Annotated in this window: 27 protein-coding genes; 25 read left to right on the top strand and 2 right to left on the bottom strand. The window is 70.4% G+C overall.

All coding sequences use genetic code 11. The features are described 5' to 3' along the window. The first annotated feature begins 154 nt into the window (after positions 1 to 154). From VG899_17300 to VG899_17315, 4 genes are read left to right on the top strand one after another with little or no spacing between them, the layout of a single operon-like run. The gene (locus VG899_17300) at positions 155 to 1,543 is read left to right on the top strand and encodes an ammonium transporter (GenBank protein HWA68121.1); all 1,389 of its coding nucleotides are present in this window, start codon (positions 155 to 157) and stop codon (positions 1,541 to 1,543) included. Beyond that, positions 1,540 to 1,878 carry a P-II family nitrogen regulator gene (locus VG899_17305; protein HWA68122.1) on the top strand — a complete coding sequence of 113 codons (339 nt, stop codon included), beginning with the start codon at positions 1,540 to 1,542 and terminating at the stop codon, positions 1,876 to 1,878. Before VG899_17300 ends, VG899_17305 begins: the two co-directional genes overlap by 4 nt. A gap of 49 nt (positions 1,879 to 1,927) precedes the next feature. Then, entirely contained in the window at positions 1,928 to 3,190 is a 1,263-nt protein-coding gene (locus VG899_17310) for an ammonium transporter (GenBank protein HWA68123.1), read from the top strand. A 6-nt stretch (positions 3,191 to 3,196) separates the two neighbouring features. Further along, a complete protein-coding gene (locus VG899_17315) occupies positions 3,197 to 5,491 on the top strand; it encodes a [protein-PII] uridylyltransferase (protein HWA68124.1) in 2,295 nt (764 codons plus the stop codon). Here the strand turns inward: VG899_17315 and VG899_17320 are convergent. Next, positions 5,488 to 6,039 (bottom strand): hypothetical protein, encoded by a 552-nt coding sequence (locus tag VG899_17320; GenBank protein HWA68125.1) that lies wholly within the window; start codon positions 6,037 to 6,039, stop codon positions 5,488 to 5,490. The two genes, VG899_17315 and VG899_17320, sit on opposite strands and share 4 nt — an antisense overlap. A 30-nt stretch (positions 6,040 to 6,069) precedes the next feature. Between VG899_17320 and VG899_17325 the strand changes: the two genes are divergently transcribed. From VG899_17325 to whiG, 16 genes are all read left to right on the top strand, one after another. Beyond that, positions 6,070 to 7,866, top strand: a complete 1,797-nt coding sequence (locus tag VG899_17325; protein HWA68126.1) for a long-chain fatty acid--CoA ligase — start codon at positions 6,070 to 6,072, stop codon at positions 7,864 to 7,866. A gap of 12 nt (positions 7,867 to 7,878) precedes the next feature. Next, positions 7,879 to 9,366, top strand: a complete 1,488-nt coding sequence (gene ffh, locus VG899_17330) for a signal recognition particle protein (protein ID HWA68127.1) — start codon at positions 7,879 to 7,881, stop codon at positions 9,364 to 9,366. A gap of 32 nt (positions 9,367 to 9,398) precedes the next feature. Then, complete coding sequence (locus tag VG899_17335) at positions 9,399 to 9,821, top strand: hypothetical protein (protein ID HWA68128.1); 423 nt, start codon at positions 9,399 to 9,401, stop codon at positions 9,819 to 9,821. A gap of 89 nt (positions 9,822 to 9,910) precedes the next feature. Beyond that, positions 9,911 to 10,510, top strand: a complete 600-nt coding sequence (gene rpsP, locus VG899_17340; protein ID HWA68129.1) for a 30S ribosomal protein S16 — start codon at positions 9,911 to 9,913, stop codon at positions 10,508 to 10,510. Further along, a complete protein-coding gene (locus VG899_17345) occupies positions 10,510 to 10,734 on the top strand; it encodes an RNA-binding protein (protein ID HWA68130.1) in 225 nt (74 codons plus the stop codon). The genes rpsP and VG899_17345 overlap by 1 nt, the downstream gene beginning before the upstream one ends. A 20-nt stretch (positions 10,735 to 10,754) precedes the next feature. Then, on the top strand, positions 10,755 to 11,264 hold the full coding sequence (gene rimM / locus VG899_17350) for a ribosome maturation factor RimM (protein ID HWA68131.1): 510 nt from the start codon (positions 10,755 to 10,757) through the stop codon (positions 11,262 to 11,264). Continuing rightward, a complete protein-coding gene (trmD, locus tag VG899_17355; GenBank protein HWA68132.1) occupies positions 11,264 to 11,974 on the top strand; it encodes a tRNA (guanosine(37)-N1)-methyltransferase TrmD in 711 nt (236 codons plus the stop codon). Before rimM ends, trmD begins: the two co-directional genes overlap by 1 nt. A gap of 114 nt (positions 11,975 to 12,088) precedes the next feature. Continuing rightward, a complete protein-coding gene (gene rplS / locus VG899_17360; protein HWA68133.1) occupies positions 12,089 to 12,448 on the top strand; it encodes a 50S ribosomal protein L19 in 360 nt (119 codons plus the stop codon). Positions 12,449 to 12,459: 11 nt separating this feature from the next. After that, complete coding sequence (gene lepB, locus VG899_17365; protein HWA68134.1) at positions 12,460 to 13,323, top strand: signal peptidase I; 864 nt, start codon at positions 12,460 to 12,462, stop codon at positions 13,321 to 13,323. Positions 13,324 to 13,350: 27 nt separating this feature from the next. Further along, complete coding sequence (locus VG899_17370) at positions 13,351 to 14,016, top strand: ribonuclease HII (GenBank protein HWA68135.1); 666 nt, start codon at positions 13,351 to 13,353, stop codon at positions 14,014 to 14,016. Next, complete coding sequence (locus VG899_17375; protein ID HWA68136.1) at positions 14,013 to 14,324, top strand: DUF2469 domain-containing protein; 312 nt, start codon at positions 14,013 to 14,015, stop codon at positions 14,322 to 14,324. Before VG899_17370 ends, VG899_17375 begins: the two co-directional genes overlap by 4 nt. 93 nt (positions 14,325 to 14,417) lie before the next feature. Further along, positions 14,418 to 14,771 (top strand): YraN family protein, encoded by a 354-nt coding sequence (locus VG899_17380; protein ID HWA68137.1) that lies wholly within the window; start codon positions 14,418 to 14,420, stop codon positions 14,769 to 14,771. Then, positions 14,771 to 16,318, top strand: a complete 1,548-nt coding sequence (locus VG899_17385) for a YifB family Mg chelatase-like AAA ATPase (protein ID HWA68138.1) — start codon at positions 14,771 to 14,773, stop codon at positions 16,316 to 16,318. The genes VG899_17380 and VG899_17385 overlap by 1 nt, the downstream gene beginning before the upstream one ends. Beyond that, on the top strand, positions 16,315 to 17,490 hold the full coding sequence (gene dprA, locus VG899_17390; protein ID HWA68139.1) for a DNA-processing protein DprA: 1,176 nt from the start codon (positions 16,315 to 16,317) through the stop codon (positions 17,488 to 17,490). Before VG899_17385 ends, dprA begins: the two co-directional genes overlap by 4 nt. Before the next feature lie 45 nt (positions 17,491 to 17,535). Next, complete coding sequence (locus VG899_17395) at positions 17,536 to 18,474, top strand: tyrosine recombinase XerC (GenBank protein HWA68140.1); 939 nt, start codon at positions 17,536 to 17,538, stop codon at positions 18,472 to 18,474. Further along, positions 18,449 to 19,285: an RNA polymerase sigma factor WhiG gene (gene whiG / locus VG899_17400; protein HWA68141.1), complete on the top strand. Its 837-nt coding sequence runs from the start codon at positions 18,449 to 18,451 to the stop codon at positions 19,283 to 19,285. Before VG899_17395 ends, whiG begins: the two co-directional genes overlap by 26 nt. A 9-nt stretch (positions 19,286 to 19,294) precedes the next feature. On the opposite strand, the gene VG899_17405 is transcribed toward whiG, so the two are convergent. Further along, entirely contained in the window at positions 19,295 to 19,828 is a 534-nt protein-coding gene (locus VG899_17405; GenBank protein ID HWA68142.1) for a M23 family metallopeptidase, read from the bottom strand. 281 nt (positions 19,829 to 20,109) lie between these two features. Between VG899_17405 and rpsB the strand changes: the two genes are divergently transcribed. Genes rpsB through VG899_17430 form a run of 5 tightly spaced genes read left to right on the top strand, consistent with a single transcriptional unit; the run spans position 20,110 to position 23,958 of the window. Next, complete coding sequence (gene rpsB / locus VG899_17410; GenBank protein HWA68143.1) at positions 20,110 to 20,961, top strand: 30S ribosomal protein S2; 852 nt, start codon at positions 20,110 to 20,112, stop codon at positions 20,959 to 20,961. Positions 20,962 to 20,974: 13 nt separating this feature from the next. Further along, positions 20,975 to 21,790 carry a translation elongation factor Ts gene (gene tsf / locus VG899_17415; GenBank protein ID HWA68144.1) on the top strand — a complete coding sequence of 272 codons (816 nt, stop codon included), beginning with the start codon at positions 20,975 to 20,977 and terminating at the stop codon, positions 21,788 to 21,790. 3 nt (positions 21,791 to 21,793) lie between these two features. Then, positions 21,794 to 22,540 carry a UMP kinase gene (gene pyrH, locus VG899_17420; GenBank protein HWA68145.1) on the top strand — a complete coding sequence of 249 codons (747 nt, stop codon included), beginning with the start codon at positions 21,794 to 21,796 and terminating at the stop codon, positions 22,538 to 22,540. Continuing rightward, positions 22,537 to 23,094 carry a ribosome recycling factor gene (gene frr / locus VG899_17425; GenBank protein HWA68146.1) on the top strand — a complete coding sequence of 186 codons (558 nt, stop codon included), beginning with the start codon at positions 22,537 to 22,539 and terminating at the stop codon, positions 23,092 to 23,094. Before pyrH ends, frr begins: the two co-directional genes overlap by 4 nt. A 36-nt stretch (positions 23,095 to 23,130) precedes the next feature. Further along, a complete protein-coding gene (locus VG899_17430; protein ID HWA68147.1) occupies positions 23,131 to 23,958 on the top strand; it encodes a phosphatidate cytidylyltransferase in 828 nt (275 codons plus the stop codon). Positions 23,959 to 23,964: the final 6 nt, after the last annotated feature.

The raw sequence follows: 23,964 nt of genomic DNA on the forward strand, positions 1-23,964 counted from the left end.
CCGTCGTCGCCCCGACGCCGTTCGTAACATCCGCGAAATCGTCTGCGTCGTTCGCTGAAACCTGCCCGCCACAGACTGCTCGTCGACGAAGGGTCGGGCGTCGGGTCATCCTGCCGCGCACTCCGACAACCTGTCGCCGAACGATGGAGGGTTGATGGAAGACGGCTACTACGCCTGGATGATCGTAGCCACCGCGCTCGTGCTCATGATGACGACTCCCGCGCTCGCGTTCTTCTACGGAGGGATGACGCGCACCAAGTCCACGCTCAACATGATGATGATGTCGTTCACCGCGATGGGTGCGGTCGGCATCGCCTTCGTGCTCTGGGGCTGGTCGATGGGCTGGGGCGGCGACGGCATCGGCAACGGCAACGGCAAGCTGATCGCCAGCCCGGCGGACACGTTCGGGTTGCTGCACGTGTCGAGCTCGAACTTCGTGTTCGTTCTCTTCCAGCTCACCTTCGCGGTCATCACGGTGGCCTTGATCTCCGGTTCCATCGCAGACCGGGTGAAGATCTCCTCCTGGATCGTCTTCTCGGTGCTGTGGGTCACGTGCGTGTACGTCGTCGTCGCCCACAACGTCTGGGGCGGCGGCTGGTTCTACTCGCACTTCCCGAACCTCGACTACGCCGGTGGCACCGTCGTTCACATCAACGCCGGCATCGCGGGCGGCGTCCTCGCCCTCGTCATGGGCAAGCGGGTCGGCTGGCCGAAGAACCCCGGCAAGCCCCACAACGTCACGCTGACCATGCTCGGCGCCGGCCTGCTGTGGTTCGGCTGGTACGGGTTCAACGTCGGATCGATCGTGTTCAACGCCGGTGGCAGCGGCAACCCGTGGGACAAGATCGGCAGCTGCAGCGGCGACACGACGTGCCAGTTCATCACCCAGTTCACCCACGAGACCGGCGTCACCTTCATGAACACCACCATCGCGACGATGGCCGCGATGCTGGCCTGGCTGCTGGTGGAGCGGATCCACCGCGGCAAGGCGACCTCGCTCGGGGCGGCTTCCGGGGTGGTCGCCGGGCTGGTGGCGATCACTCCGTCGTGCGGCTCGGTCAACACCCTCGGCGCGCTTGCCGTCGGGGCGATCGCCGGCGCCGTCTGCGCGCTCGCGATCAACCTCAAGTACAAGATCGGGCTGGACGACTCACTCGACGTCGTCGGTGTCCACCTCACCGGGGGCATCATCGGTGCGCTGCTGATCGGGTTCTTCGGCACCGTGAAGTCGCCGCAGGGCATCGACGGGCTGTTCCCCAGCGGGGGCGGTGGGCTGTTCTACGGAGGGAACGCCACCCTGCTCTGGCACCAGTTCCTCGGCGTCCTGTTCACTGTCGTCTGGTGCGGCGTGGTCACGTTGATTCTCGCGCTGCTGATCAAATACACGATCGGCTGGCGGGTCACGTCTGCTGCGGAGGTAGAGGGGATCGACGTGAACGAGCACGGCGAGTCGGCGTACGACTGGGGTGCTGCCGTACCGTCAGGATCGGCCAGCCCCTTGGAGGGCTCGATCTTCGGTCACCGTACGGAGGTGAAGGCGTGAAGCTCGTCACCGCGATCATCAAGCCGTTCAAGCTCGAGGACGTGAAGTCTGCGCTCGAGGCGTTCGGCATCGCCGGCCTCACGGTCAGCGAGGTGCAGGGCTTCGGCCGGCAGAAGGGCCACACCGAGGTATACCGCGGTGCTGAGTACCGGGTCGACTTCGTTCCGAAGATTCGCATCGAGGTCGTCGTCGACGACGGCGACGCCGAAGGCGTCGTGGGCGTGGTCGTGAAGGCGGCGGCCACCGGCGAGATCGGCGACGGCAAGGTGTGGGTCACGCCGGTCGAGCAGATCGTGCGGGTCCGCACCGGCGAGAAGGGCGCCGACGCGCTCTAGCCGTCCGGGTCATGGGATGTGCACGGCGGTGGGCCATAGGCTCGCCGCCGTGCACATCGATGGGGGAGACACCGCCTGGGTGCTCGGCAGCACCGGGCTGGTCCTGTTCATGACGCCGGGTCTGGCGCTGTTCTACGGCGGGATGATCCGCTCGAAGAACGTCCTGGCCATGCTCGTCGCCAACTTCGCGACCATCGCCGTGGTCAGCATCGTGTGGGCGGTGCTCGCCTACTCGCTGGCGTTCGGACCGAGCACCGGAGGCGGATTCCTCGGAACGCTTCATTTCGCCGGGCTCGGCCACGCCAACGAGCAGGTGCCCGGCTTGCACCTGACGGTCCCGCCGCTGGCGTTCGCCGCCTTCCAGATGATGTTCGCGGTCATCACCGCCGCGTTGCTCACCGGGACGGTCGCCGAGCGCGCGAAGTTCGGCGGGTTCATGGTCTTCGCCGCGATCTGGGTGGTGGTGGTCTACGCGCCGATCGCACACTGGGTGTTCTCGCCGCACGGCTGGCTGGCGCAGCGCGGCGTCCTCGACTTCGCCGGCGGCAACGTCGTCGAGATCGACTCCGGCGCCTCCGCGCTGGCACTCGCCCTCGTCATCGGGCGTCGCCACGGGTGGCCCAAGGAGCTGGTCGCCCCGCACTCTTTGCCGTTGACGATGCTGGGTGCGGGAATCCTGTGGTTCGGCTGGTTCGGGTTCAACGCGGGCTCGGCGCTGTCCTCGGGCGCACTCGCCTCGCAGGCGCTGGTCGGCACTCAGCTCGCCGCCTGTGCGGGCCTGCTCGCCTGGTGCGGGCTCGAGAAAGCGCGAACCGGCCACGCCACGACCCTCGGCGCAGCGTCAGGGGCGGTCGCCGGGCTGGTCGCGATCACGCCGGCGGCGGGCTACGTGAACAGCATGGCGGCGTTGGTCATCGGCGCCGCGGGTGGTGTCGTCGCGCTGTTCGCCGTCAACCTGAAGCATCGAGGCGGCTACGACGACGCGCTCGACGTCGTGGGCGTCCACGGCGCGGCGGGCGTCGTCGGCACCGTGCTCGTGGGTGTCTTTGCCAGTCGGGTCGTCAATCCCGCGATCCGCTACGACGGCCTCATCGACGGCGGCAGCGCTCACCTGCTCGGGGTGCAGTCGCTGGCGGTCCTGGTCACGATCGCCTGGGCGTTCACGATGACCGGCATCGTCGCCACGCTCGTCCAGCGCACCATCGGGTTGCGGGTGAGCGAGTCCGACGAGCTCGAAGGGCTCGACACCACGATCCACGCCGAGTCGGCGTACGAGTTCGGCAACGCGCGCGCGGTACGGATCGGGCACTAGCGGCAGATGCCCGACGACGCCGCTGGCGAGCTCCGCGAGGCGCGAGCCGCCGTCCTCGCCGTCGCCGGCCTGCCCGGGGCACAGCTGCGGGAGGCGCTGACCGCGGCGGCGGACGCCTGGTTCGCGGCGCGGCTCGCCGACACCGCCGGTGTGGCTGTCGTGGCGGTCGGCGGGTACGGCCGGCGCGAGCTGGCGCCCGGCAGTGACCTCGACGTGGTCCTGGTGCATGCCGACGGGCTCGACGTCGCCGAGCTCGCGAACTCGCTGTGGTACCCGATCTGGGATGCCGGCGTCGGACTGGACCATTCCGTGCGCACCGTCGGTGAAGCGGTGTCCGTGGCCCGCGAGGACCTCAAGGCCGCGATGGGACTGCTCGACGCCCGACACGTGAGCGGCGACGCCACGCTGACGGCGTCGGTGCGCGAGCAGGTCTACGCCGCATGGCGCAAGGAGTCCCGCCGGCGGCTACCGGAGCTGCTCGACGCGGTTGCCGAACGAGCCGCGCGCATGGGGGAGCTGGCCTTCCTTCTCGAGCCCGACCTCAAGGAGTGCCGGGGCGGCATCCGAGACGTGCACGCGATCACCGCGATCGCCTCCGCGTGGGTGGCCGACGCGCCCGGTCCCGCGGTTCGCGAGGCCTACGCCTGGCTCCAGGACGTCCGATGTGAGCTGCACCGTCGGTCGGCGAGGGGAAACGACCGGCTCGTCGCCCAGGAGCGGATCCCGGTGGCGAAGGCGCTCGGGGTCGACGACCCGGATCACCTCATGCGGCAGGTGTTCGAGGCAGGCCGGACCATCGCCTACGCCCTGGACCACGCCTGCCGGCGGGCCGACGTCGCAAGCCGGCCGGCGCGCCGCTGGAGCCGGCGCGGCTCGGCGCCGGCGCGCCGCCCGTTGGCGGACGGCGTGGTCGAGCAGGAAGGCGAAGTCCACCTGGCGCGCGATGCCGACCTCAGCCGTGACCCGGTGCTGGCGCTGCGGGTCGCCGCTGCCGCGGCACAGGCGAACCTGCCGATCGCGGCGAGCGTCGCATCCCGGCTGGCCGCCGAGTCAGCGGCACTACCGCAGCCGTGGCCGCCGCAGGCGCGTGACGCTTTCGTTGCGATCCTCGGTGCCGGCCGGCCGGCGGTCGGGGTCTTCGAGACCCTCGATCAGACCGGGATGCTCGTGCGGCTGATCCCGGAGTGGGACGCGGTGCGGTGCAAGCCGCAGCACAACGCGGTGCACCGCTTCACCGTTGATCGCCACCTGATCGAGACCGCCGTCGAGGCGTCGGCGCTGACCCGTCGCGTCGCCCGGCCTGATCTCCTGCTGCTCGGCGCGCTGTTCCACGACATCGGAAAGGGTTTCCCGGGGGACCACACCGACGCCGGCGTGGCACGCGTGCCCGAGATCGCTCGGCGAATCGGGCTCTCCGAGGACGACGCCGCAACCGTGACCGCGCTCGTCCACCACCATCTGCTGCTGCCGGACACCGCGACCCGGCGTGACCTCGCCGACCCGGCCACGATCGACATCGTCACCCGGGCGGTGGGGGACGTGGCGACCCTCGAGCTGCTGCACGCGCTCACCGTCGCTGACGCCGCGGCCACCGGGCCTGCCGCGTGGAGCGACTGGAAGGCAGGGCTGGTCAGCGAGCTGGTACGGCGTGCCGCGGCGGCCGTCGCCGGAGAGCACGTCGCGGAGTTCGAGACGATCACCGCCGAGCAGCGAGCACTCGCGGAGGCCGGTGAGCTGGCGGTCTCGCTGCACGGGTCCGCCCTGACCGTCGTCGCGCCCGACCGCCCCGGCCTGATGGCTCGCTGGGCGGGTGTCGTCGCGTTGCACCGCCTCACGGTGCGATCCGCGACGGCCACGTTCGCCGCGACTCCGGCCGGCCGGATGGCGATCACGACCCTCGAGGTCGCCCCGAAGTTCGGCGCCATCCCCGACGTCGACGCGCTCGCGGCCGACGTCCGCCGGGCCTACGACGACACCCTGCCGCTGGACGCCCGGTTGGCGGAGCGGGAGCGGACGTATGCCAGCGATGCCGTTCCGGCCGCGCCGCCGATGGTGCTGTGGTTCGACGACGAGTCTCATCACTCGACCATCGTGGAAGTGCGAACCCATGACTCGGAAGGCTTGCTGCATCGGCTGACCAAGACCCTCGCGGCCGAAGGCCTCGACGTCCGCTCCGCACGGATCCAGACTCTCGGGGCCGAGGTCGTCGACGCGTTCTATGTCGTCGACTCGGCCGGCCGCAGCATCGACGACGAGGAACGACGAGCCGCGATCGACGCGGCCCTCATCGCGGTCTGCTAGCTGGTGGCGAGCTCCACGGCAACCAGCGGCAGCATCACGACATCACTCGCGCAGAACGCGACAGCAGCTCCGACGGAGTCCGGCTCCACCTCCCCGACAGTGCTGACGATCCGGTGGCGCACTGCATCCGGCAGGCTCAGCAGGGCGTGGTGATCGCCGACCTCGACCACCACCCCACGGCGTCTGGCACCCATGTCGGGAGTCACCGCGCGCACGGCAGCCTGCCGGTCCTCGCTCGCGCCGATCGCCACGAGGACGTCGATCGGCCCGAGTCGCTGCTCGGCGTGGGGCAGGACTCGCCCCCACACCTCGGCAGCGTGTGGATCCGCCACGACGCCGAACACGGCGACCTCGTTCGCTTCCGCGGAGGCCACCGCGTCGTCGACCGTTGCGCGGCTCGCCCCGACCACAGCCAGCGCCATCCCGCTGGCGGCCAGCGCGGCGACGACCGCGGGCACCACCTCGCCCTCGCCGCTGACGACGGCGACTCGACCGGCCAGATCGGGGTAGCGCGCCCGCCACGCCGGGACGCCGACCTCACTCGTCACACCGGCATTGTGCGTCGTACGGTTCGGCCCATGAGCAACCCGCCTCGTAACCTGCTCGACGCGTTCCTCGCAACGACGGCCCGCCAGCCCGAGGCCGTGGCGGTTCGCGAGCTGCACGGCGAGCAGATGACCTGGTCGGAGTACGCCGACCGGGTCGCGCACTTTGCGGGAGGGCTGACCGCGCTCGGCGTCGAGCCGGGCGACCGCGTCGTGCTGATGTTGCACAACCGGCTCGAGTTCCACGTGGCCGACGTCGCCGTCGTCGCCGCGGGGGCGACTCCCATCTCGATCTACAACTCCTCCTCGCCCGAGCAGATCGGCTACCTCGTCAACCACTCGAAGGCGCGGGTCGCGTTGGTGGAGAGCGGGGACTTCGCCGACCGGGTGCTCGCCGCTGCCGGCGAGTGTCCTGCCCTGAAGTCGGTCGTCGTGCTCGGCGACGCACCGAGCGGGACCATCGACTGGTCGCAGATCGCAGCAGGCGACCCGATCGACCTGCCGGCTGCCGCCGAGCGGATCGATCCGGCTTCGCTACTCACCGTGATCTACACCTCGGGTACGACGGGTCCGCCGAAAGGCGTGATGCTCAGCCACACCAACGTCATCGCCGCAGGAAGCGTGCTGCGCCACTTCACCGGGCGCGACACCGACGACGGGCGTCGGCTGATCTCCTACCTGCCGATGGCGCACATCGCCGAGCGCATGGTGTCGCACTACACCCATCTCCTTCGCGGCGGTGAGGTCGTGCCGATGGCCGACCTCAACCAGCTGCCGGCCTACCTCGTCGCGGTGCACCCCGGATCGCTGTTCGGCCCGCCGCGGGTGTGGGAGAAGCTCGTCGCCGGCATCAAGGCGCAGGTGGCCGCTCGCGACGCGCAGACGCAGGCGAGCTTCGCCGACGCGTTGCGGATCGGCCGCGAGGTGCAGCAGCTGCGAGCCCGCGGCGAGGCGCTGCCCGCCGAGCTCGCCGAGACCTGGGAGTTCGTGGACGCGATGGCGTTCGCGCCGATTCGCGAGGCGGTGGGCCTCGACCAGGTCGAGTTCGTCTTCTCGGGCGCGGCGCCGGTACCGGTGGAGGTGATCGACTTCCTGCGCGACATCGGGCTGCCGATGAGCGAGGTCTACGGCATGAGCGAGAACTGCGGCGGCATGACCTGGGACCCGTTTCTGGTCAAGCCGGGAACTGTTGGCCGGGCGTACCCGGGGATCGAAGTGGTGACCGCCGACGACGGCGAGGTGCTCTGTCGCGGCCCGATCGTCTTCAGCGGCTACCTGGACGACCCCGAACGCACGGCGGAGGCGCTCGACGACGACGGGTGGCTGCACACCGGGGACATCGGCGAGTTCGACGAGGACGGGTATCTCAAGATTGTCGATCGCAAGAAGGAGCTGATCATCACGGCGGGCGGCAAGAACGTCTCGCCGGCCAACGTGGAGGCCGTCCTGAAGACGGTCCCGCTGGTCGGGCAGGCGATGGCGGTCGGCGACGCTGCGCCATATCTCGTCGCGCTGCTCACGTTGGACCCGGATGCCGTCGCGGCGCGGTTCCCGGGGCGCTCGCTTGCGGACCTGGCCACGGACCCTGAGGTGCTTCAAGAGATCGCCGACGGGGTCGCGGTGGCAAACGAACGGCTGTCCCGGGTCGAGCGGCCTCGGCGGGTCGCCGTACTCGCCGAGGAATGGCTGCCCGACTCGGACGTGCTGACGCCGACCATGAAGCTCAAACGACGCGGTGTGATGAACCGCTACCGGTCACTCGTCGAGGAGCTGTACGCCGGTGGCGGCGTCGAGATCAGCGCGGCCCCCGAGGTCGCGACCGCCACGTAGCCTGGCTCTGCGATGTTCGACACCCTCTCCGACCGGCTCGAGTCGGTCTTCACCTCCCTGCGGGGCAAAGGTCGGCTCTCCGAGGCCGACATCGACGAGACCGCGCGCGAGATCCGGATCGCGTTGCTCGAAGCCGACGTGGCGCTGCCCGTCGTCAAGGAGTTCATCGCAGCCGTCAAAGAACGGTCGCGCGGCGCGGCGGTCAGCCAGGCGCTCAACCCGGCGCAGCAGGTCATCAAGATCGTCAACGAGGAGCTCGTCGCGATCCTCGGTGGCGAGACCCGGACGCTGAACCTGGCCAAGACCCCGCCGACCGTGCTGATGCTTGCCGGTCTGCAGGGCGCCGGCAAGACGACCCTCGCCGGCAAGCTGGGCCGCTGGCTCAAGCAGCAGCGCCACGCGCCGTTGCTGGTCGCCGCGGACCTTCAGCGCCCGAACGCCGTCGACCAGCTCAAGGTCGTCGGCACCCAGGCCGGCGTCGATGTCTTCGCGCCGGAACCGGGCAACGGCATCGGTGATCCGGTCGCGGTCGCGACGGCCGCCGTCGAGCACGCCCGCCGCATGGGCCACGACATCGTCGTCGTCGACACCGCCGGGCGGCTGGGCATCGACGTCGAGATGATGGCGCAGGCCGCGGCAATCCGCGACGCGGTGCAGCCGGACGAGACGCTGTTCGTCGTCGACGCGATGATCGGCCAGGACGCGGTGACGACGGCCGAGGCGTTCCGAGACGGCGTCGGGTTCACCGGCGTCGTGCTCACCAAGCTCGACGGGGACGCCCGGGGCGGCGCGGCGCTGTCGGTCGCCAACGTCACCGGTCGCCCGATCATGTTCGCCTCGACCGGCGAGAAGCTCGACGACTTCGACGTCTTCCATCCCGAGCGGATGGCCTCGCGCATCCTGGGCATGGGCGACGTGCTCACCCTCATCGAGCAGGCCGAGCGCACGTTCGAGGCCGACGAGGCCGAGCGCATGGCCGAGAAGATGCTCGGCGGGGGCGAGCTGACCCTCGAGGACTTCCTCGAGCAGATGCAGATGGTGCGGCGGATGGGTCCCATCGGCAACCTGCTCGGCATGCTGCCCGGGATGGGGCAGATGAAAGAGGCGATCTCCCAGATCGACGACCGCGACCTCGACCGCATCACGGCGATCATCCGCTCGATGACCCCGGCGGAGCGTCAGGACCCGAAGATCCTCAACGGCTCGCGCCGGCTGCGGATCGCCCGCGGCTCCGGCACCACCGTCACGGAGGTCAACCGGCTTGTCGAGCGGTTCTTCGAGGCCCGCAAGATGATGAAGCAGATGGCCGGAGGCCTGCCCGGCATGCGGCGGCCGTCCAACCGGAAGAGCGCGAAGGGCAAGAAGGGCAACTCGAAGCGTGGGCGTACGTCGGTGCGCGGTGGTGGACTCCCGCCGAACCTGGCCCTGCCGCCCGGGCTGAAGCTCCCGCCGGGCCTGTCCCCGGACCTGTCGAACCTGAAGCTGCCCAACTCCGAGTGAACTGGCCGGGCTTCCAGGCCGATATCCCTGCCATGGACCGGTGCAGCAGCTGCGGCGCGACGCTCGCGCCTGCCGCGACCTGGTGCACCCAGTGCTACGCGGTGCGGGGGCACGTCAACGCCCCGGCGGCGGCAAGCGTGGTGCCAGGGGCGGTGGCACCGGCGTACGGCGGGGACCAGAGCGGCTACTCGATCATGTCCGGCGAGCGCCGGCAGGCGGCGTCGCGGCCGATGATGCCGATGGTCAAGACGCGCTGGCGCAAGACCCCGACGACGTTCGGCCCGGTCGGCCGGGTCGCCTGGACCGTCTTTCTCGTCGTGATGCTCGCCCCGATGATCGTCGGCACCGCGGTCGGCATCATTCCGTGCGTCGTCGGGCTCGGGATCTGGATCTTCATCATCATGCCGTGGGCGCTGCGCGACATCTGGAAGGCAGGTCAGCTCCCGGCCGGGTAGACTCCACCGGCGCGGCGCGTGTGACGTGCCCGAGACCTCGGCTTGGCGTCCAAGTCGCTGAATCGCAAGCTTTTGGAGAGCATCACCCCGTGGCAACCAAGATCAGGCTCATGCGGCTCGGCAAGATCCGTGCGCCGTACTACCGCATCGTCGTCGCCGACTCGCGTACCAAGCGCGATGGACGCGTCATCGAGACGATCGGCAAGTACCACCCGAAGGCCGACCCCTCCTTCATCGAGGTTGACTCCGACCGCGCCCGCTACTGGCTGTCCGTCGGCGCCCAGCCGACCGAGCCGGTAGCAGCCATCCTCAAGCTCACCGGCGACTGGCAGGCACACAAGGGTCTGCCGGCTCCGACCGAGGGCGTCCGCACCGCCTCGCCGAAGGCCGACCGCAAGGCGGCCTTCGAGGCAGCCGCGAAGGAGACCCACGACGAGGCGCCGGCCAAGAAGGCGCCAGCCAAGAAGGCGGCCGCCAAGAAGGCCGAGGCTGAGCCGGACGCGCCCGTCGAGGCGCCGGCGGCGCAGGCCGCGGCCGACGAGACGCCTGCCGACCACGCCACTGAGCCGGAGACGCCTGCGGCTGAGGCCGAGACGCCTGCGGCCGAGCCCGAGGCGCCTGCGGCTGAGGCCGAGACGCCTGCGGCTGAGCCCGAGGCGCCGGCCGACGAAGCGCCGGCTGCGGAGTAATGCTCACCGAGGCGCTCGACCACCTGGTCCGCGGGATCGTCGACCACCCGGACGACGTCCACGTCGACCTTCGCGAGCGCAGGGGCGGCAGCGTGCTGGAGGTCCGGGTGCATCCGGACGATCTCGGCAAGGTGATCGGCCGGGCCGGGCGCACCGCGAAGGCGTTGCGCGCGGTCATGAGCGCCCTCGGCGGCAAGGGCGTACGCGTCGACCTCGTCGACTAGGCGACGGGTTCCCCGCGCGGATGCAGCTCGTCGTCGGCCGGATCGTCAAGGCTCACGGCATCGCCGGCGAGGTGGCGGTCGAGGTTCGCACGGACGACCCTGAGCATCGTTTCGCGCCCGGTTCGTCGCTCGACACCGACCCGAGCGAGCGCGGCCCGCTGGTCGTGGTGCGCTCGCGATGGCATTCCGGCCGGCTGCTCGTGACGTTGCGAGACGTGACCGACCGCAACCTCGCCGAAGCGCTTCGCGGCACCGTGCTCGTCGCGGACTCGCAGAGCAGTCTCGCCGTCGACGACGCCGACGACTACTGGGACCACGACCTGGTCGGTCTTCGTGCCCATACCGTTGCCGGCCTCGAGCTCGGCGACGTCTGCGACGTGCTCCACCCGCCCGGCCCGCCGGTCCTGGTGATCGCACGGCCGGAGGCAGGCGAGGTCCTGGTGCCGTTCGTCCGGGAGCTCGTCCCCACGGTGGACCTGGTGGCCCGGCGGGTGCTGATCGACCCGCCAGAAGGCCTGCTCGACCTCTGATGCGCATCGACCTCGTCACGATCTTCCCGGACTACTTCGCCGCGCTGTCGGTGTCGCTGCTCGGCAAGGCGCACGAACGGGGCGATGTCGACCTGCGCGTCCACGACCTGCGTGAGCACACCGACGACGTCCACCGCACGGTCGACGACACCCCGTACGGCGGCGGCCCGGGCATGCTGATGCGCCCCGAACCGTGGGGACGCACGCTCGACGCCTTGCTCGCAGACGCCTTGCCTGCCGACGCCTCGCCGCCGGCCCGACCGCTGCTGGTCCTGCCGAACCCGGCCGGCGAGGTCTTCACGCAGCACATGGCGCAGGAATGGACCCAGCGGCCCTGGCTGATCATCGGCTGCGGCCGCTACGAGGGGATCGACGCGCGGGTCGCGATCGACGCCGCGAGCCGGATGGACGTCGCCGAGGTCTCGATCGGCGACTACGTGCTCGCCGGCGGCGAAGCCGCCGCGCTGGTGATGGTCGAGGCGGTGGTCCGGCTGCTTCCCGGCTTCATGGGCAACCCGGCGTCGGCGCTCGACGACTCCTTCGCCGGTGACCGCACGCTCGAGGCGCCGTCGTACACCCGGCCCGCGGTCTGGCGCGGTCTGGAAGTGCCGGAGGTGCTGAGGTCGGGCGACCACGCCGCCATCGCGCGGTGGCGTGAGGAGCAGTCGCGCGAGCTCACCGAGCGCCGCCGCCCCGACCTGCTGAACTAGCTGCACTCCTGGCCGAGGATTACCCCCTCGGAGGGTCGCTGTGGCAAAGTGGATGGACCGCCTGACCCGACCGCGCCGTTTTGCGCGTGTCTTTCGAACGAGGAATCGACCACCATGCAGACGCTCGACGCGATCGACGCCGCTTCGCTGCGCAGCGACATCCCGGCCTTCCGCCCCGGCGACACCGTCAAGGTCCACGTCCGGGTCGTCGAGGGCAACCGGACGCGCGTCCAGGTGTTCCAGGGTGTCGTCATCCGCCGCCACGGCGGTGGCGTGCGGGAGACCTTCACGGTGCGGAAGGTGAGCTTCGGCGTGGGCGTCGAGCGGACCTTCCCGGTCCACTCTCCGATCGTCGATCACCTCGAGGTCGTCACCCGCGGTGACGTCCGCCGCGCGAAGCTGTACTACCTGCGTGACCTCCGCGGGAAGAAGGCCAAGATCAAGGAGCGTCGCGACGCCATTTCGGCGAGCTGACCGCCGGCCTCGTGACCGAGCCCGACAACCCCGAAACGCATCCCGAGCCCGCCACCGACGAGGGCTCCGACCGGCCCGGCTCGGAACACGGCTCGTTCTGGCGTGAGCTGCCGTTCCTCGTACTGATCGCGCTGGTTCTCGCGCTGCTGATCAAGACCTTCCTGGTTCAGGCGTTCTACATCCCGTCGGCGTCGATGGAGAACACGCTGCAAGGTGGCGGTGACTTCGCCAACTCGGCGGCGACCGGCAAGCACCCCTACGACCGGGTGCTGGTCAACAAGCTCGTCTACGACTTCCGGTCTCCGCGTCGTGGCGAGATCGTGGTGTTCAAGAAGCCGCCCGGCTGGCCGAACGAGTCGAACTTCACGACCCCTAGCAACCCGGTGCTGCACTTCTTCCACGACATCGGCTCGGCGATCGGCATCGCGCCCTCCGGGGGCAGCGACTTCATCAAGCGGGTCATCGGCGTCGGGGGCGACACGATCTCCTGTGAGAACGACGTGCTCTCGGTCAACGGTCACGTGTTGCACGAGCCCTACCTCTACCCCGGCTCGCACCCGTGCTCAGCCGGCAACTTCGACAACCGGACGAAGGTCGTGCCCAAGGGCGAGCTGTTCGTCATGGGCGATCACCGTGACGACTCCGACGACTCCCGAGTCAACGGGTTCGTGCCGGACAAGGACGTCATCGGCCGTGCGTTTGTCGTGATCTGGCCGATCTCGGACTGGAAGACCCTGCCGATCCCGTCGACGTTCAAGCAGGCCGGTCTCGCGGCGGCCGGCTCCCCGGCCGCGCCGCTCGTCGGCGCCGCCGCGATCGTGGCGCCGGTCGGCCTGTGGCGCAAGCGACGCCGACGCCGGCGCGACGCCCGATAGGCCCGCGTACTCTCACGCTTGATGGGCGTGGCAGGGCAGACCGTACGGCGAGACGCCGGGATCTACGGGTACGAGCGGGCGCTGGCCCGGCGCGGCCTGACCCCGGTCGCCGGCGCGGACGAGGCGGGCCGCGGGGCGTGCGCCGGCCCGCTGGTCGTCGCCGCCGCGGTGCTCAAGCCGGGCAAGTCGGGTGAGATCCCGGGTCTTGCCGACTCCAAGCTGCTGACCCCGCTCGCCCGCGAGCGCGTCTACGCGCAGGTCGTCCGTCGCGCGGCGGCGTACTCGATCGTCGTGATTCCGGCGGCCGAGGTCGACCGAATCGGCCTGCACGTCTGCAACGTGATGGGGATGCGCCGGGCGCTGGCAGCCCTGTCCGTGCGGCCCGGGTACGTGCTCACCGACGGCTTCCCGGTACCCGGGCTCGACGTACCCGGACTCGCGGTCTGGAAAGGCGACCGGGTCGCCGCCTGCATCGCCGCCGCCTCGGTCCTGGCCAAGGTCACCCGCGACCGCATGATGACGGCGCTGCACGAGCAGTGGCCGCACTACGAGTTCGCCAGCCACAAGGGGTACGTCACGCCGGAGCATCAGCAGGCGCTCGCGATGCACGGGCCGTGCCCCGAGCATCGCCGGTCCTACGTCAACGTGCGCAATGCCGAAGCCCGTGACGATCAGGAAGAATGGGTGTCGTGAGCGCGGAGGACCTCGAGAAGTACGAGACGGAGATGGAGCTCCAGCTCTACCGGGAGTACCGCGACGTGGTCCGGCTGTTCCGGTTCGTCGTCGAGACCGAGCGCCGCTTCTACCTCACCAACGACGTCCAGGTGATCCAGCACGACCAGTCTGGCGAGACCTATTTCGAGGCGGTCATGCAGGACGCCTGGGTCTGGGACATGTACCGGCCCGCCCGGTTCGTTCGCAACGTCCGCGTCCTCACGTTCAAGGACGTGAACGTCGAAGAGCTGGCGCCGGCCGACCTCGAGATTCCCGAGGACCACTAGCACTTTTCCCACAGCCCCGCGTCGTGAGGCTGATCTGCACAGGCAGTCGCGCCGCGGGCCGGCCTTGTCAGCGGGCCTGCCGAGTTTGGCCCGATGCACACCAAGGACCAACTCGGCATCGACGGCGAGAACTACGCGGCTGCCTATCTCGTCGCTTCAGGCCATCACATCGTCACTCGCAACTGGCGCTGCTGCGAGGGTGAGATCGACATCCTCGCGATGGACGGGGACACCCTCGTCGTCGTCGAGGTGAAGACGAGAACCTCAACTGCCTACGGGCTGCCGCTGGAGGCGGTCACCTGGCGCAAGGCGGAGAAGCTCCGCGCGCTCGCCGCCAGATATCTCCGCGAGGCCGGCCATCACGGTCCGCTGCGCTTCGACGTGATCAGCATCGTCATGCCGAAAGCCGGTCGGCCCGAGCTCCAGCACGTCCGGGCGGCGTTCTGATGGGGCTCGGGTGCACGCGCTCGATCGTGCTCAGCGGGCTGACCGCGCACGCCGTCACGGTGGAGGCGAACGTCCGGGAAGGGCTGCCCGGTACGGCGTGGACCGGCCTGCCGGACACCGCGGTGCGCGAGTCCGGCGAGCGAGTCAGGTCGGCGATCACGGTGAGCCGCGAGCCATGGCCCACGACGAAGATCACGATCGGCCTGCTGCCGGCGTCGCTGCGAAAGAGCGGCAGCCATTTCGACCTAGCCGTCGCGCTCGCCGTGCTGGCTGCGCAACGCGCCCTCGACCCGGCTGCCGTGCGCGACCTCGTCGTCCTCGGTGAGCTCGGGCTCGACGGCCGGGTCCACCCGGTCAACGGCGTGCTGCCGGCGGTGATCGGCGCGGCGAGGCTGGGTCACACCCGGGTCGTCGTACCCCACGGCAACGCCCGGGAGGCGGCGTTGGTGCCCGGCATCGAGGTCTGTGCCGTGCGGTCGCTCGGCGAGCTGTGCGCCTGGCTGCGCGGTGAGCTGGTCGAGCTCGACGACAGCCTGGCGCCGGTCCCGGACGACGCCGACGCGTGCCCCGACATGACCGACGTCGTCGGCCAGGAAGAGGCCCGTCACGCCGCGGAGATCGCCGCCGCCGGAGGGCACCATCTCCTGCTCACCGGTCCGCCGGGCGTCGGCAAGACGATGCTTGCCGAGCGGCTGCCCGGGCTGCTGCCCGACCTCGTCGGCGACGAGGCGCTCGAGGTCACCTCGATCCACTCGCTGCTCGGCCGGTTGCCTGCAGGGCGGCCGCTGTTGGTCAAGCCGCCCTTCTGCGCGCCGCACCACTCCGCGACGGTCGCGGCTCTCATCGGCGGCGGGACCGGCGTCCCGACTCCGGGCACCATCTCGCTGGCCCATCGCGGCGTGCTGTTCCTCGACGAGGCCCCGGAGTTCGAACGCCGTGCCCTCGACGCGCTTCGGCAGCCACTGGAGTCCGGAGTCGTGCGGATCCACCGTGCCGGTGGAGCGGCGACGTATCCGGCACGCTTCCAGCTCGTGCTTGCGGCCAACCCGTGCCCGTGTGCGCGCGGCGGCCGATCCACCGACGTCGCCTCGTGTCGCTGCAGCTCGAGCCAGCTACGGGCCTACCGCAACCGGCTGTCGGGCCCGCTGCTCGACCGCATCGACTTGCGCGCCCGGCTGGAGCCGGTCAGTCGTGCGGTGCTCGCCGCGGGGGCGGCGGGCGAGCCGACCGCGTCGGTCCGGGAGCGAGTGCTCGCTGCCCGCGACCGCACCGCTCGTCGCCTCGCGGGCACCCCGTGGACCACCAACGCGGAGGTGCCTGGCCCGCAGCTGCGCCGTCACTGGCCGATCCCGCCGGCAGCGCTGAGCTCGCTGTCGGCCGATCTCGATCGCGGCGAGCTCTCGACGCGGGGCGTCGATCGCGTGATGAAGGTGGCCTGGACGCTCGCCGACCTCGCCGGCCGCGACCAGCCGACCAAGGACGACGTCGACCGGGCGTTCGCACTGCGCATCATCGGCGAGACCAGCACCCTGGCGAGGACCGCATGATCAGCGACGGCGAACGCGCGGCGCGAGCGCTGCTCTTGCGCGCCGCGGAGCCGGGCTGCCGACCGCTGCTTCGCCATGTGGGCGCAGTCGGCCCCGAGACCGCGGTCGCCGACATCAGGCGCGGCCTGCGGTTCGGCGACGGTGACGTGGCGGGCTACGCCTCCCGCATCGCCGGTGTCGACGCTGACCAGGAGCTGGCGGCCGCGGCCAACCTGGGCGCCCGGCTGGTCTGCCCGGGCGACGAGGAGTGGCCCATCGGCCTCGACGACCTGGCGGGGCTCGGCGCGGAGTGCCTCGGGCTGTGGGTGCGCGGTGGCGGGTCGCTGGCCGATCTGTGTGACCGTGCCGTCGCGATCGTCGGCACGCGGGCGCCGACCGACTACGGCGTCGGCATCGCCCGGTCGCTGGCCGCCGGCCTGGCCGAGCACGGGTGGACCGTCGTGTCCGGGCTCGCGCTGGGCATCGACGCCGCCGCCCACCGCGGCGCGCTGGCGGCCGGCGGGACCACGGTCGGCGTGCTCGCCTGCGGCGTCGACGTCGTCTACCCGAAAGCACACCATGAGCTGGCGCAGGCCTGCGTCACAGCCGGTGCACTGGTCAGCGAGCAACCACTCGGCTCGGCGCCGCACCGCGCGAGGTTCCTCGTCCGCAACCGGCTGATCGCCGCGTTGTCGGCGGGGACGGTCGTGGTCGAAGCCGCACCGCGAAGCGGTGCGCGCTCGACCGCCCGGCATGCCGGAGAGCTGTTCCGCCACGTCATGGCGGTGCCCGGTCCGGTCACCGCGGTCACCTCGGCCGGCTGTCACCAGCTGCTGCGCGACCGCCCGGACACCGTGCTGGTCACGAAGGTCGACGAGATCCTCGAGCAGGTCGGCCCGCTCGGCCAGTTCGCCGAGCGGGTCAGCGGGCCGGTCCGGCGCCGGGACCTGCTCGGCCCCGTGGTGAGCCGGGTGTTCGAAGCGGTTCCCGTGACGCGGGCCGCACCCACCGAGCGGATAGCCGCCGTCGCCGGCCTGCGGGTGGAGGCGGTCGCGGCGGCGCTGGCGGCGCTGGCGGTCGCAGGCCTCACGGTGGAGTCCGCGGCCGGCTGGCGGATGACCTCGCTCGGTCGCGACGAGCGGTTCGCCGACGCCGCGGGAGGGGTGCACGAGCTGCCACTCGGGTGGTGGTGAGCGTGGCGACTTGACGCGCGGGGACGACAGGCACAGCGTGAGGCCGTGTCACGCGGCGCTGAGGCGGTCGAGGAGTGCGAGCTCGCCGGTGAGCTCGCCGACGCCCGTGCCCGCTATCTCGAGCACCTGACCTTCGAGCGCGGTCTCTCGCCGCACACCGTGCGCGCCTACGCCGTCGATCTCGACAGCCTGCTCCGCCACGCCGGTCGCATGCGGTGCCAGACCGTTGCGGCGATCGACGTCGGCGTGCTCCGGTCCTGGCTCGCGCAGCTGCACACCATGGGCAAGAGCCGCGCGACCCTCGCGCGGCGGGCGTCGTCGGCGCGGATGTTCACCGCTTGGGCCTGCCGGGACGGGTTGGCCGACGTCGACGCGGGCGCTCGGCTGGCCACCCCGCGAGCCGCCCGCAAGCTGCCCGAAGTGTTGCGGGTCGACCAGGCCGCCGAGGTCATGTCGGCGGCCGGTGAGGACCGCTCGCCCGTCGGGCTGCGTGACGCGGCGATCGTCGAGCTGCTCTACGCCACCGGTGCCCGGGTGAGCGAGCTGTGCGGCGCCGACATCGACGATTGGGACCGCGACCGGCAGACCTTGCGCGTGTTCGGCAAGGGCGCGAAGGAACGGACCGTGCCGCTGGGGGTTCCCGCCGCCCGGGCGGTCGCTGCTTGGCTGTCGGCGGGCCGTCCCGCGCTTGCCGACGCCGACAGCCCGCCGGCGCTGTTGCTCGGCGTTCGTGGCGGCAGGCTCGATCCGCGCACCGCTCGCCGCGTGGTGCATCAGCGCGTCGGCGCGGTGGCCGGGCTGGCCGATCTCGGGCCGCACGGCCTGCGCCACACCGCCGCGACGCATCTGCTGGAAGGTGGCGCTGACCTGAGAAGCGTTCAGGAGCTGCTCGGTCACGCTACGCTCGCAACGACTCAGATCTATACCCACGTGTCGATCGAACGGCTGAGAAGGACTTATGAGTCCGCGCACCCCAGAGCGTGACAAGATCGCGCTCGAGGACGACGAGGCGAAGCAGGACGCGCCGGCCGTCGACGCAGCGCTGGCCGAGCTCTGGCGTGACTTCAAGGCCACCGGCGACCAGGCGTTGCGGGAACGGCTGATCCTGCACTACTCGCCGCTGGTGAAGTACGTCGCGGGCCGGGTCGGGGTGGGCCTGCCGCCGAACATCGAACAAGCCGACCTGGTGTCCTACGGCATCTTCGGCCTCATCGACGCGATCGAGAAGTTCGACATCAGCCGAGCCATCAAGTTCGAGACCTACGCGATCAGCCGGATCAAGGGCGCGATCATCGACGAGCTGCGGGCGATCGACTGGATCCCGCGCTCGGTCCGCTACAAGGCACGCGAGGTGGAGAAGGCCTACGCCGCGCTCGAGTCGCGGCTGCACCGCACGCCCACCGAGGCCGAGGTCGCCGGGGAGCTCGGGATCGCCCTCGACGAGCTGCACGCGATCTTCTCGCAGGTGTCCTTCGTCAACGTGATCGCGCTCGACGAGCTGCTCAACGTCGGTGGCGAGCGCGGCGACAAGCTCTCGCTGGTCGACACCCTGGAAGACACCAAGGCCGAGGACCCGGTGGCGGTCTTCGAGACCGAGGAGACGAAGTATCTCCTCGCGCGAGCCATCAACACGCTGCCCGAGCGCGAGAAGATCGTGGTGACGCTGTACTACTACGAAGGTCTCACCCTCGCCGAGATCGGCCAGGTGCTCGGCGTGACGGAGAGCCGGATCTGCCAGATGCACACAAAAGCGGTGCTGCAGCTGCGCGGAAAGCTCTCCGAGCCCAAGGACTGAGCGGTCGCGTCAGCTCGCCGCGCTGTCGGGCAGCGGCAGCAGGCGAACCTGTTCCAGCCCGAGCAAAGCGAGCGGGTCGAGGTAGTCCTCGCCGCGTAGCAAGCCCCAATGCAGGCACGCCCGTGGTGCGCAGTGCGAGCCGGCGGCGGTCAGCGTGCCGAGAACCGTGCCGACGCTGACGCGCTGCCCCTCGCGCACCGCGACGTGCAGTGGCTGGTAGGTGGTTCGGATCGCGCCATCCGTCACGCTCACCACGCCGATGCCGGCGATCGACCCGGCGAAGCTGACGATGCCACCGGTCGCCGCGTGGACGGCCTGTCCGGCCTGTCCGGCCAGGTCGACACCGCGGTTGCCGGCCAGCCAGGGCTCGGCAGGCGGATCGAAGCCATCTGCCACGCGGTCCGGGCCTGGCAGCAGCGGCCAGCCGGCGCCCGCCGCGGGCGTTGCGGACGGCTGGGGGGCCGGAGCGGACGCAACGGGCGCCGCGAGGGCGGTGATGCCGGTCATGAGCACGGGTACGACGGTGAGGCCGAGTCGGGTCATCCGGCGATCGAAGCGCCGGGTCGACGAGGCGGTTGACCGGCGCACAGATCTGTGGACGACGGTCGGGGGCGAATCGACGTAGACTTTGCGCAGCGGTTCGCGCAAGCGAGCCGACTTCGCATGCCGTCAACCGTCGCTGTGCTGGGCGGGGCGCGTCGTACGGTCCCTTGGGTTGAGTCAGCGCAAGGGTTCGGCGCGGCGACGGCATCAGGCGCGGCGGTCACAAGGGCAGTCGCGGGAAACCGAGCGTGGGCGCAGCCTGCGCGAGAGGAGAACCACCCATGGCCGTCGTCACGATGCGCCAGCTGCTCGAAAGCGGCGTCCACTTCGGGCACCAGACCCGGCGCTGGAACCCGAAGATGAAGCGCTTCATCTTCACCGAGCGCAACGGCATCTACATCATCGACCTGCAGCAGTCGCTGTCCTACATCGACCGCGCGTACGACTTCGTCAAGCAGACCGTCGCTCACGGTGGAACCGTGATGTTCGTCGGCACCAAGAAGCAGGGCCAGGACGCCATCGCCGAGCAGGCGACCCGGGTCGGCATGCCCTACGTGAACCAGCGCTGGCTGGGGGGCATGCTCACCAACTTCTCGACCGTGCACCGTCGTCTCCAGCGCCTCAAGGAGCTCGAGGTCATCGAGGCGACCGGTGGCGCGAACGTCACCACCAAGAAGGAAGCCCTGACCCTCTCGCGCGAGCGCGAGAAGCTCGCCCGCACTCTGGGCGGGATCCGCGACATGTCCAAGGTGCCGAGCGCGATCTGGGTCGTCGACACCAACAAGGAGCACATCGCGGTCGCCGAGGCACGCAAGCTCGGCATCCCGGTCGTGGCCGTGCTCGACAGCAACTGCGACCCCGACGTGGTCGACTACCCGATTCCGGGCAACGACGACGCGATCCGTTCGGTGGCGACGCTCACCCGGGTCATCGCCGACGCGGTCGCCGAAGGGCTGATCGCCCGGGCCGGCGCGGCCGAGTCCGACGAGACGCCGGAGCCCGGCACGCTGGGCGCCGACGAGCCGCTTGCCGACTGGGAGCGCGAACTGCTCGAGGGCGCGAACGCGGCAGCGGCGGCACCCGCCGCCGAGGCCGCACCGGCCGATGCGGCCCCCACCACCGAGACCGAGTAGGGACGAGAACGAGATGGCGGTCAGCGCTGCTGACGTGAAGAAGCTCCGCGACGCGACGGGCGCGGGGATGATGGACTGCAAGAAGGCGCTCGAAGAGGCCGGGGGCGACTTCGACAAGGCCGTCGAGGTGCTGCGCGTGAAGGGTGCCGCGAAGGCGGCGAAGCGCAGCGGCGAGCGCGAGGCCACGAACGGTCTGGTCGCCGCGGCTGACGGCGCCATGATCGCGCTGGCCAGCGAGACCGACTTCGTGGCCAAGAACGAGGAGTTCCAGAGCCTCGCCGCCGACATCGTCGCGCTTGCGGCGAGCACCCACCCGGCGAACGCCGAGGCGCTGGCCCAGGCCACGCTGGCCGACGGTCGTACGGTGGAGCAAGCGATCGAGCAGACCTCGGCCGTGATCGGCGAGAAGCTGGCGCTGGGCGACGTCGCGGTGTTCGACGGCAAGACCACGACGTACCTGCACAAGCGGGCGACCGACCTGCCGCCGCAGATCGGCGTCCTCGTCGAGTTCGAAGGCGAGGACGCGGAGACCGCGCGCGGGGTCGCGATGCAGATCGCGACCTACAACCCGCCGTTCCTCACCCGGGACGACGTCCCCGAGGACACCGTCGCCAGCGAGCGCCGGATCGCCGAAGCCACGGCGCGCGAGGAGGGCAAGCCCGAGCAGGCGCTGCCCAAGATCGTCGAAGGCCGCCTCACCGGCTTCTTCAAGGACAACGTCCTGCTCGACCAGGCCTACGTCCGCGACAACAAGAAGTCGGTGCAGGCCGTGCTCGACGAAGCCGGCGTGAAGATCGTCAGGTTCGCCCGGTTCGCGGTGGGCGCCTGACCCATGGCGGCGCCGCCGGCGAAGTGGGGCCGCGTCCTGCTCAAGCTGGGCGGGGAGATGTTCGGCGGGGGTTCGGTCGGCGTCGACCCTGACGTCGTACAGGACGTCGCGCGCCAGATCCGCGACGTCGTCGTCAGCGGCGTGCAGGTGGCCGTCGTCATCGGCGGCGGCAACTTCTTCCGTGGCCAGGAGCTCTCCGAACGCGGGATGGACCGCGGTCGGGCCGACTACATGGGCATGCTCGGCACGGTCCTGAACTGCCTCGCGCTCCAGGACTTCCTGGAGAAGCAGGGCGTGGAGACCCGGGTCCAGACCGCCATCACGATGGGCCAGGTCGCGGAGCCCTACGTGCCGCGTCGCGCCATGCGCCATCTCGAGAAGGGCCGCGTCGTGATCTTCGGCGCAGGTCTCGGTGCACCGTTCTTCTCCACCGACACCACGGCAGCACAACGCGCGCTCGAGATCAACGCCGAGGTGCTGCTGATGGCCAAGGCAGTCGACGGGGTGTACGACGACGACCCTCGCACCAACCCGGCCGCGAAGCGGTTCGAGCACATCACCTACGGCGACGTCCTCGCTCGCGAGCTCAAGGTCGCCGACCTGACCGCATTCACCCTCTGCATGGACAACCGGCTGCCGATCGTCGTGTTCAACCTGCTCGTCGACGGCAACATCGCTCGTGCCGTCCGTGGTGAGACGATCGGGACCCTGGTGGATGCAGTGCCGGAGAGGGCGGACGAAGCGACGTGATCGAAGAGACGATGTTCGAGGCCGAGGAGAAGATGGAGAAGGCCGTCGCGGTCTTCCACGACGACCTCGCAACGGTGCGCACCGGACGGGCGACGCCGCAGATGTTCTCCAAGATCATCGTCGACTACTACGGCACCCCGACGCCGGTGAACCAGCTCGCCTCGTTCAACGTTCCGGAGCCGCGGATGGCGGTCATCTCGCCGTACGACAAGGGGTCACTGGCCGCGATCGAGAAGGCGATCAGGGACAGCGATCTCGGTGTCAACCCGACCAGCGACGGCACGATCATCCGGGTGGTGTTCCCGCAGCTGACCGAGGAGCGCCGCCGGGACCTGATCAAGGTCGCGCGCGGCAAGGCCGAGGACAGCCGGGTGTCGATCCGCAACATTCGCCGTCACGCGAAAGAGACGCTCGACAAGCTGAGCAAGGACGGCGAAGCCGGCGAGGACGACGTGGCGCGCGCCGAGAAGGAGCTCGAGAAGACCACCCACACCTACGTCGAGCAGGTCGACCAGGCGCTCGCGGTCAAGGAAGCAGAGCTGCTCGAGGTCTGACCGGCGCTACCGCCGTCAGCCTCCTGGCAGACCACGATGAGCAACGAGGAACCTTCGCGGGCGGGCCGAAACGTCCCGGTCGCCGTCGGCGTCGGGCTCGGACTCGGCGCACTCGTGCTGACGACGCTCTACCTCTACCGTCCGGCGTTCCTCGCGGTGGTGGTGCTCGCGATCGGGATGGGCATGTACGAGCTCACCAGGGCGCTCGGCGCCAAGGACATGCATCCACCGTTGATCCCGCTGGTGGTCGGCTCCACCGCCATCCTCTGCGTGTCCTATGCGGTCGGGCGCCAGGCGATGACGACCGCGTTCCTGCTGACCGTCGCGTTGATCGTGGTCTGGCGGGTGGGCCGCGGAGTGGACGGCCTGGTCGGGGACCTGGCCTCGGGCTTCCTGGCGATCGCCTACGTCGGGCTGCTCGCCGGCTTCTGCGGGCTCCTGCTGGGGGCGCCCGACGGTGACCGGCGGGTGACCTGTTTCGTGGCGACGGTCGTCGCGAGCGACGTGGGCGGCTACGCCGTCGGCGCGCTGTTCGGGAAGCATCCGCTGGCGCCGCGCATCAGCCCGAAGAAGTCGATCGAAGGCCTCGTCGGGTCCACGCTGATGTGTGCGTTCATCGGATGGCTGCTGTGCACGACGCTGCTGCACACCTACTGGTGGCAGGGCGTCCTGCTCGGCCTGGCGCTGGTGACCTCTGCCACGTTGGGGGATCTGGGCGAGTCGATGGTCAAGCGCGACCTCGGGATCAAGGACATGGGAACGCTGCTGCCCGGGCATGGGGGGCTGATGGATCGGCTGGACTCCCTGCTGCCCTCGGCCCCGGTCGCGTGGGCCCTGCTGTCGGCGTTCGTCCCGTTCCACTGATGGCGG

The sequence above is a fragment of the Mycobacteriales bacterium genome, assembly GCA_035550055.1.
Taxonomy (GTDB): domain Bacteria; phylum Actinomycetota; class Actinomycetes; order JAFAQI01; family JAFAQI01; genus DASZTV01.

Bases quoted from the DNA above. Each gene is read 5' to 3' on its own strand.
- VG899_17405 (HWA68142.1), bottom strand. From the start codon at position 19,828: ATGACCCGACTCGGCCTCACCGTCGTACCCGTGCTCATGACCGGCATC.
- VG899_17430 (HWA68147.1), top strand. From the start codon at position 23,131: ATGAGCAACGAGGAACCTTCGCGGGCGGGCCGAAACGTCCCGGTCGCC.
- VG899_17380 (HWA68137.1), top strand. From the start codon at position 14,418: ATGCACACCAAGGACCAACTCGGCATCGACGGCGAGAACTACGCGGCT.
- trmD (HWA68132.1), top strand. From the start codon at position 11,264: ATGCGCATCGACCTCGTCACGATCTTCCCGGACTACTTCGCCGCGCTG.
- VG899_17325 (HWA68126.1), top strand. From the start codon at position 6,070: ATGAGCAACCCGCCTCGTAACCTGCTCGACGCGTTCCTCGCAACGACG.
- VG899_17385 (HWA68138.1), top strand. From the start codon at position 14,771: ATGGGGCTCGGGTGCACGCGCTCGATCGTGCTCAGCGGGCTGACCGCG.
- dprA (HWA68139.1), top strand. From the start codon at position 16,315: ATGATCAGCGACGGCGAACGCGCGGCGCGAGCGCTGCTCTTGCGCGCC.
- rplS (HWA68133.1), top strand. From the start codon at position 12,089: ATGCAGACGCTCGACGCGATCGACGCCGCTTCGCTGCGCAGCGACATC.
- rpsB (HWA68143.1), top strand. From the start codon at position 20,110: ATGGCCGTCGTCACGATGCGCCAGCTGCTCGAAAGCGGCGTCCACTTC.
- VG899_17315 (HWA68124.1), top strand. From the start codon at position 3,197: ATGCCCGACGACGCCGCTGGCGAGCTCCGCGAGGCGCGAGCCGCCGTC.
- rimM (HWA68131.1), top strand. From the start codon at position 10,755: ATGCAGCTCGTCGTCGGCCGGATCGTCAAGGCTCACGGCATCGCCGGC.
- pyrH (HWA68145.1), top strand. From the start codon at position 21,794: ATGGCGGCGCCGCCGGCGAAGTGGGGCCGCGTCCTGCTCAAGCTGGGC.
- tsf (HWA68144.1), top strand. From the start codon at position 20,975: ATGGCGGTCAGCGCTGCTGACGTGAAGAAGCTCCGCGACGCGACGGGC.
- whiG (HWA68141.1), top strand. From the start codon at position 18,449: ATGAGTCCGCGCACCCCAGAGCGTGACAAGATCGCGCTCGAGGACGAC.
- VG899_17335 (HWA68128.1), top strand. From the start codon at position 9,399: ATGGACCGGTGCAGCAGCTGCGGCGCGACGCTCGCGCCTGCCGCGACC.
- VG899_17345 (HWA68130.1), top strand. From the start codon at position 10,510: ATGCTCACCGAGGCGCTCGACCACCTGGTCCGCGGGATCGTCGACCAC.
- ffh (HWA68127.1), top strand. From the start codon at position 7,879: ATGTTCGACACCCTCTCCGACCGGCTCGAGTCGGTCTTCACCTCCCTG.
- VG899_17300 (HWA68121.1), top strand. From the start codon at position 155: ATGGAAGACGGCTACTACGCCTGGATGATCGTAGCCACCGCGCTCGTG.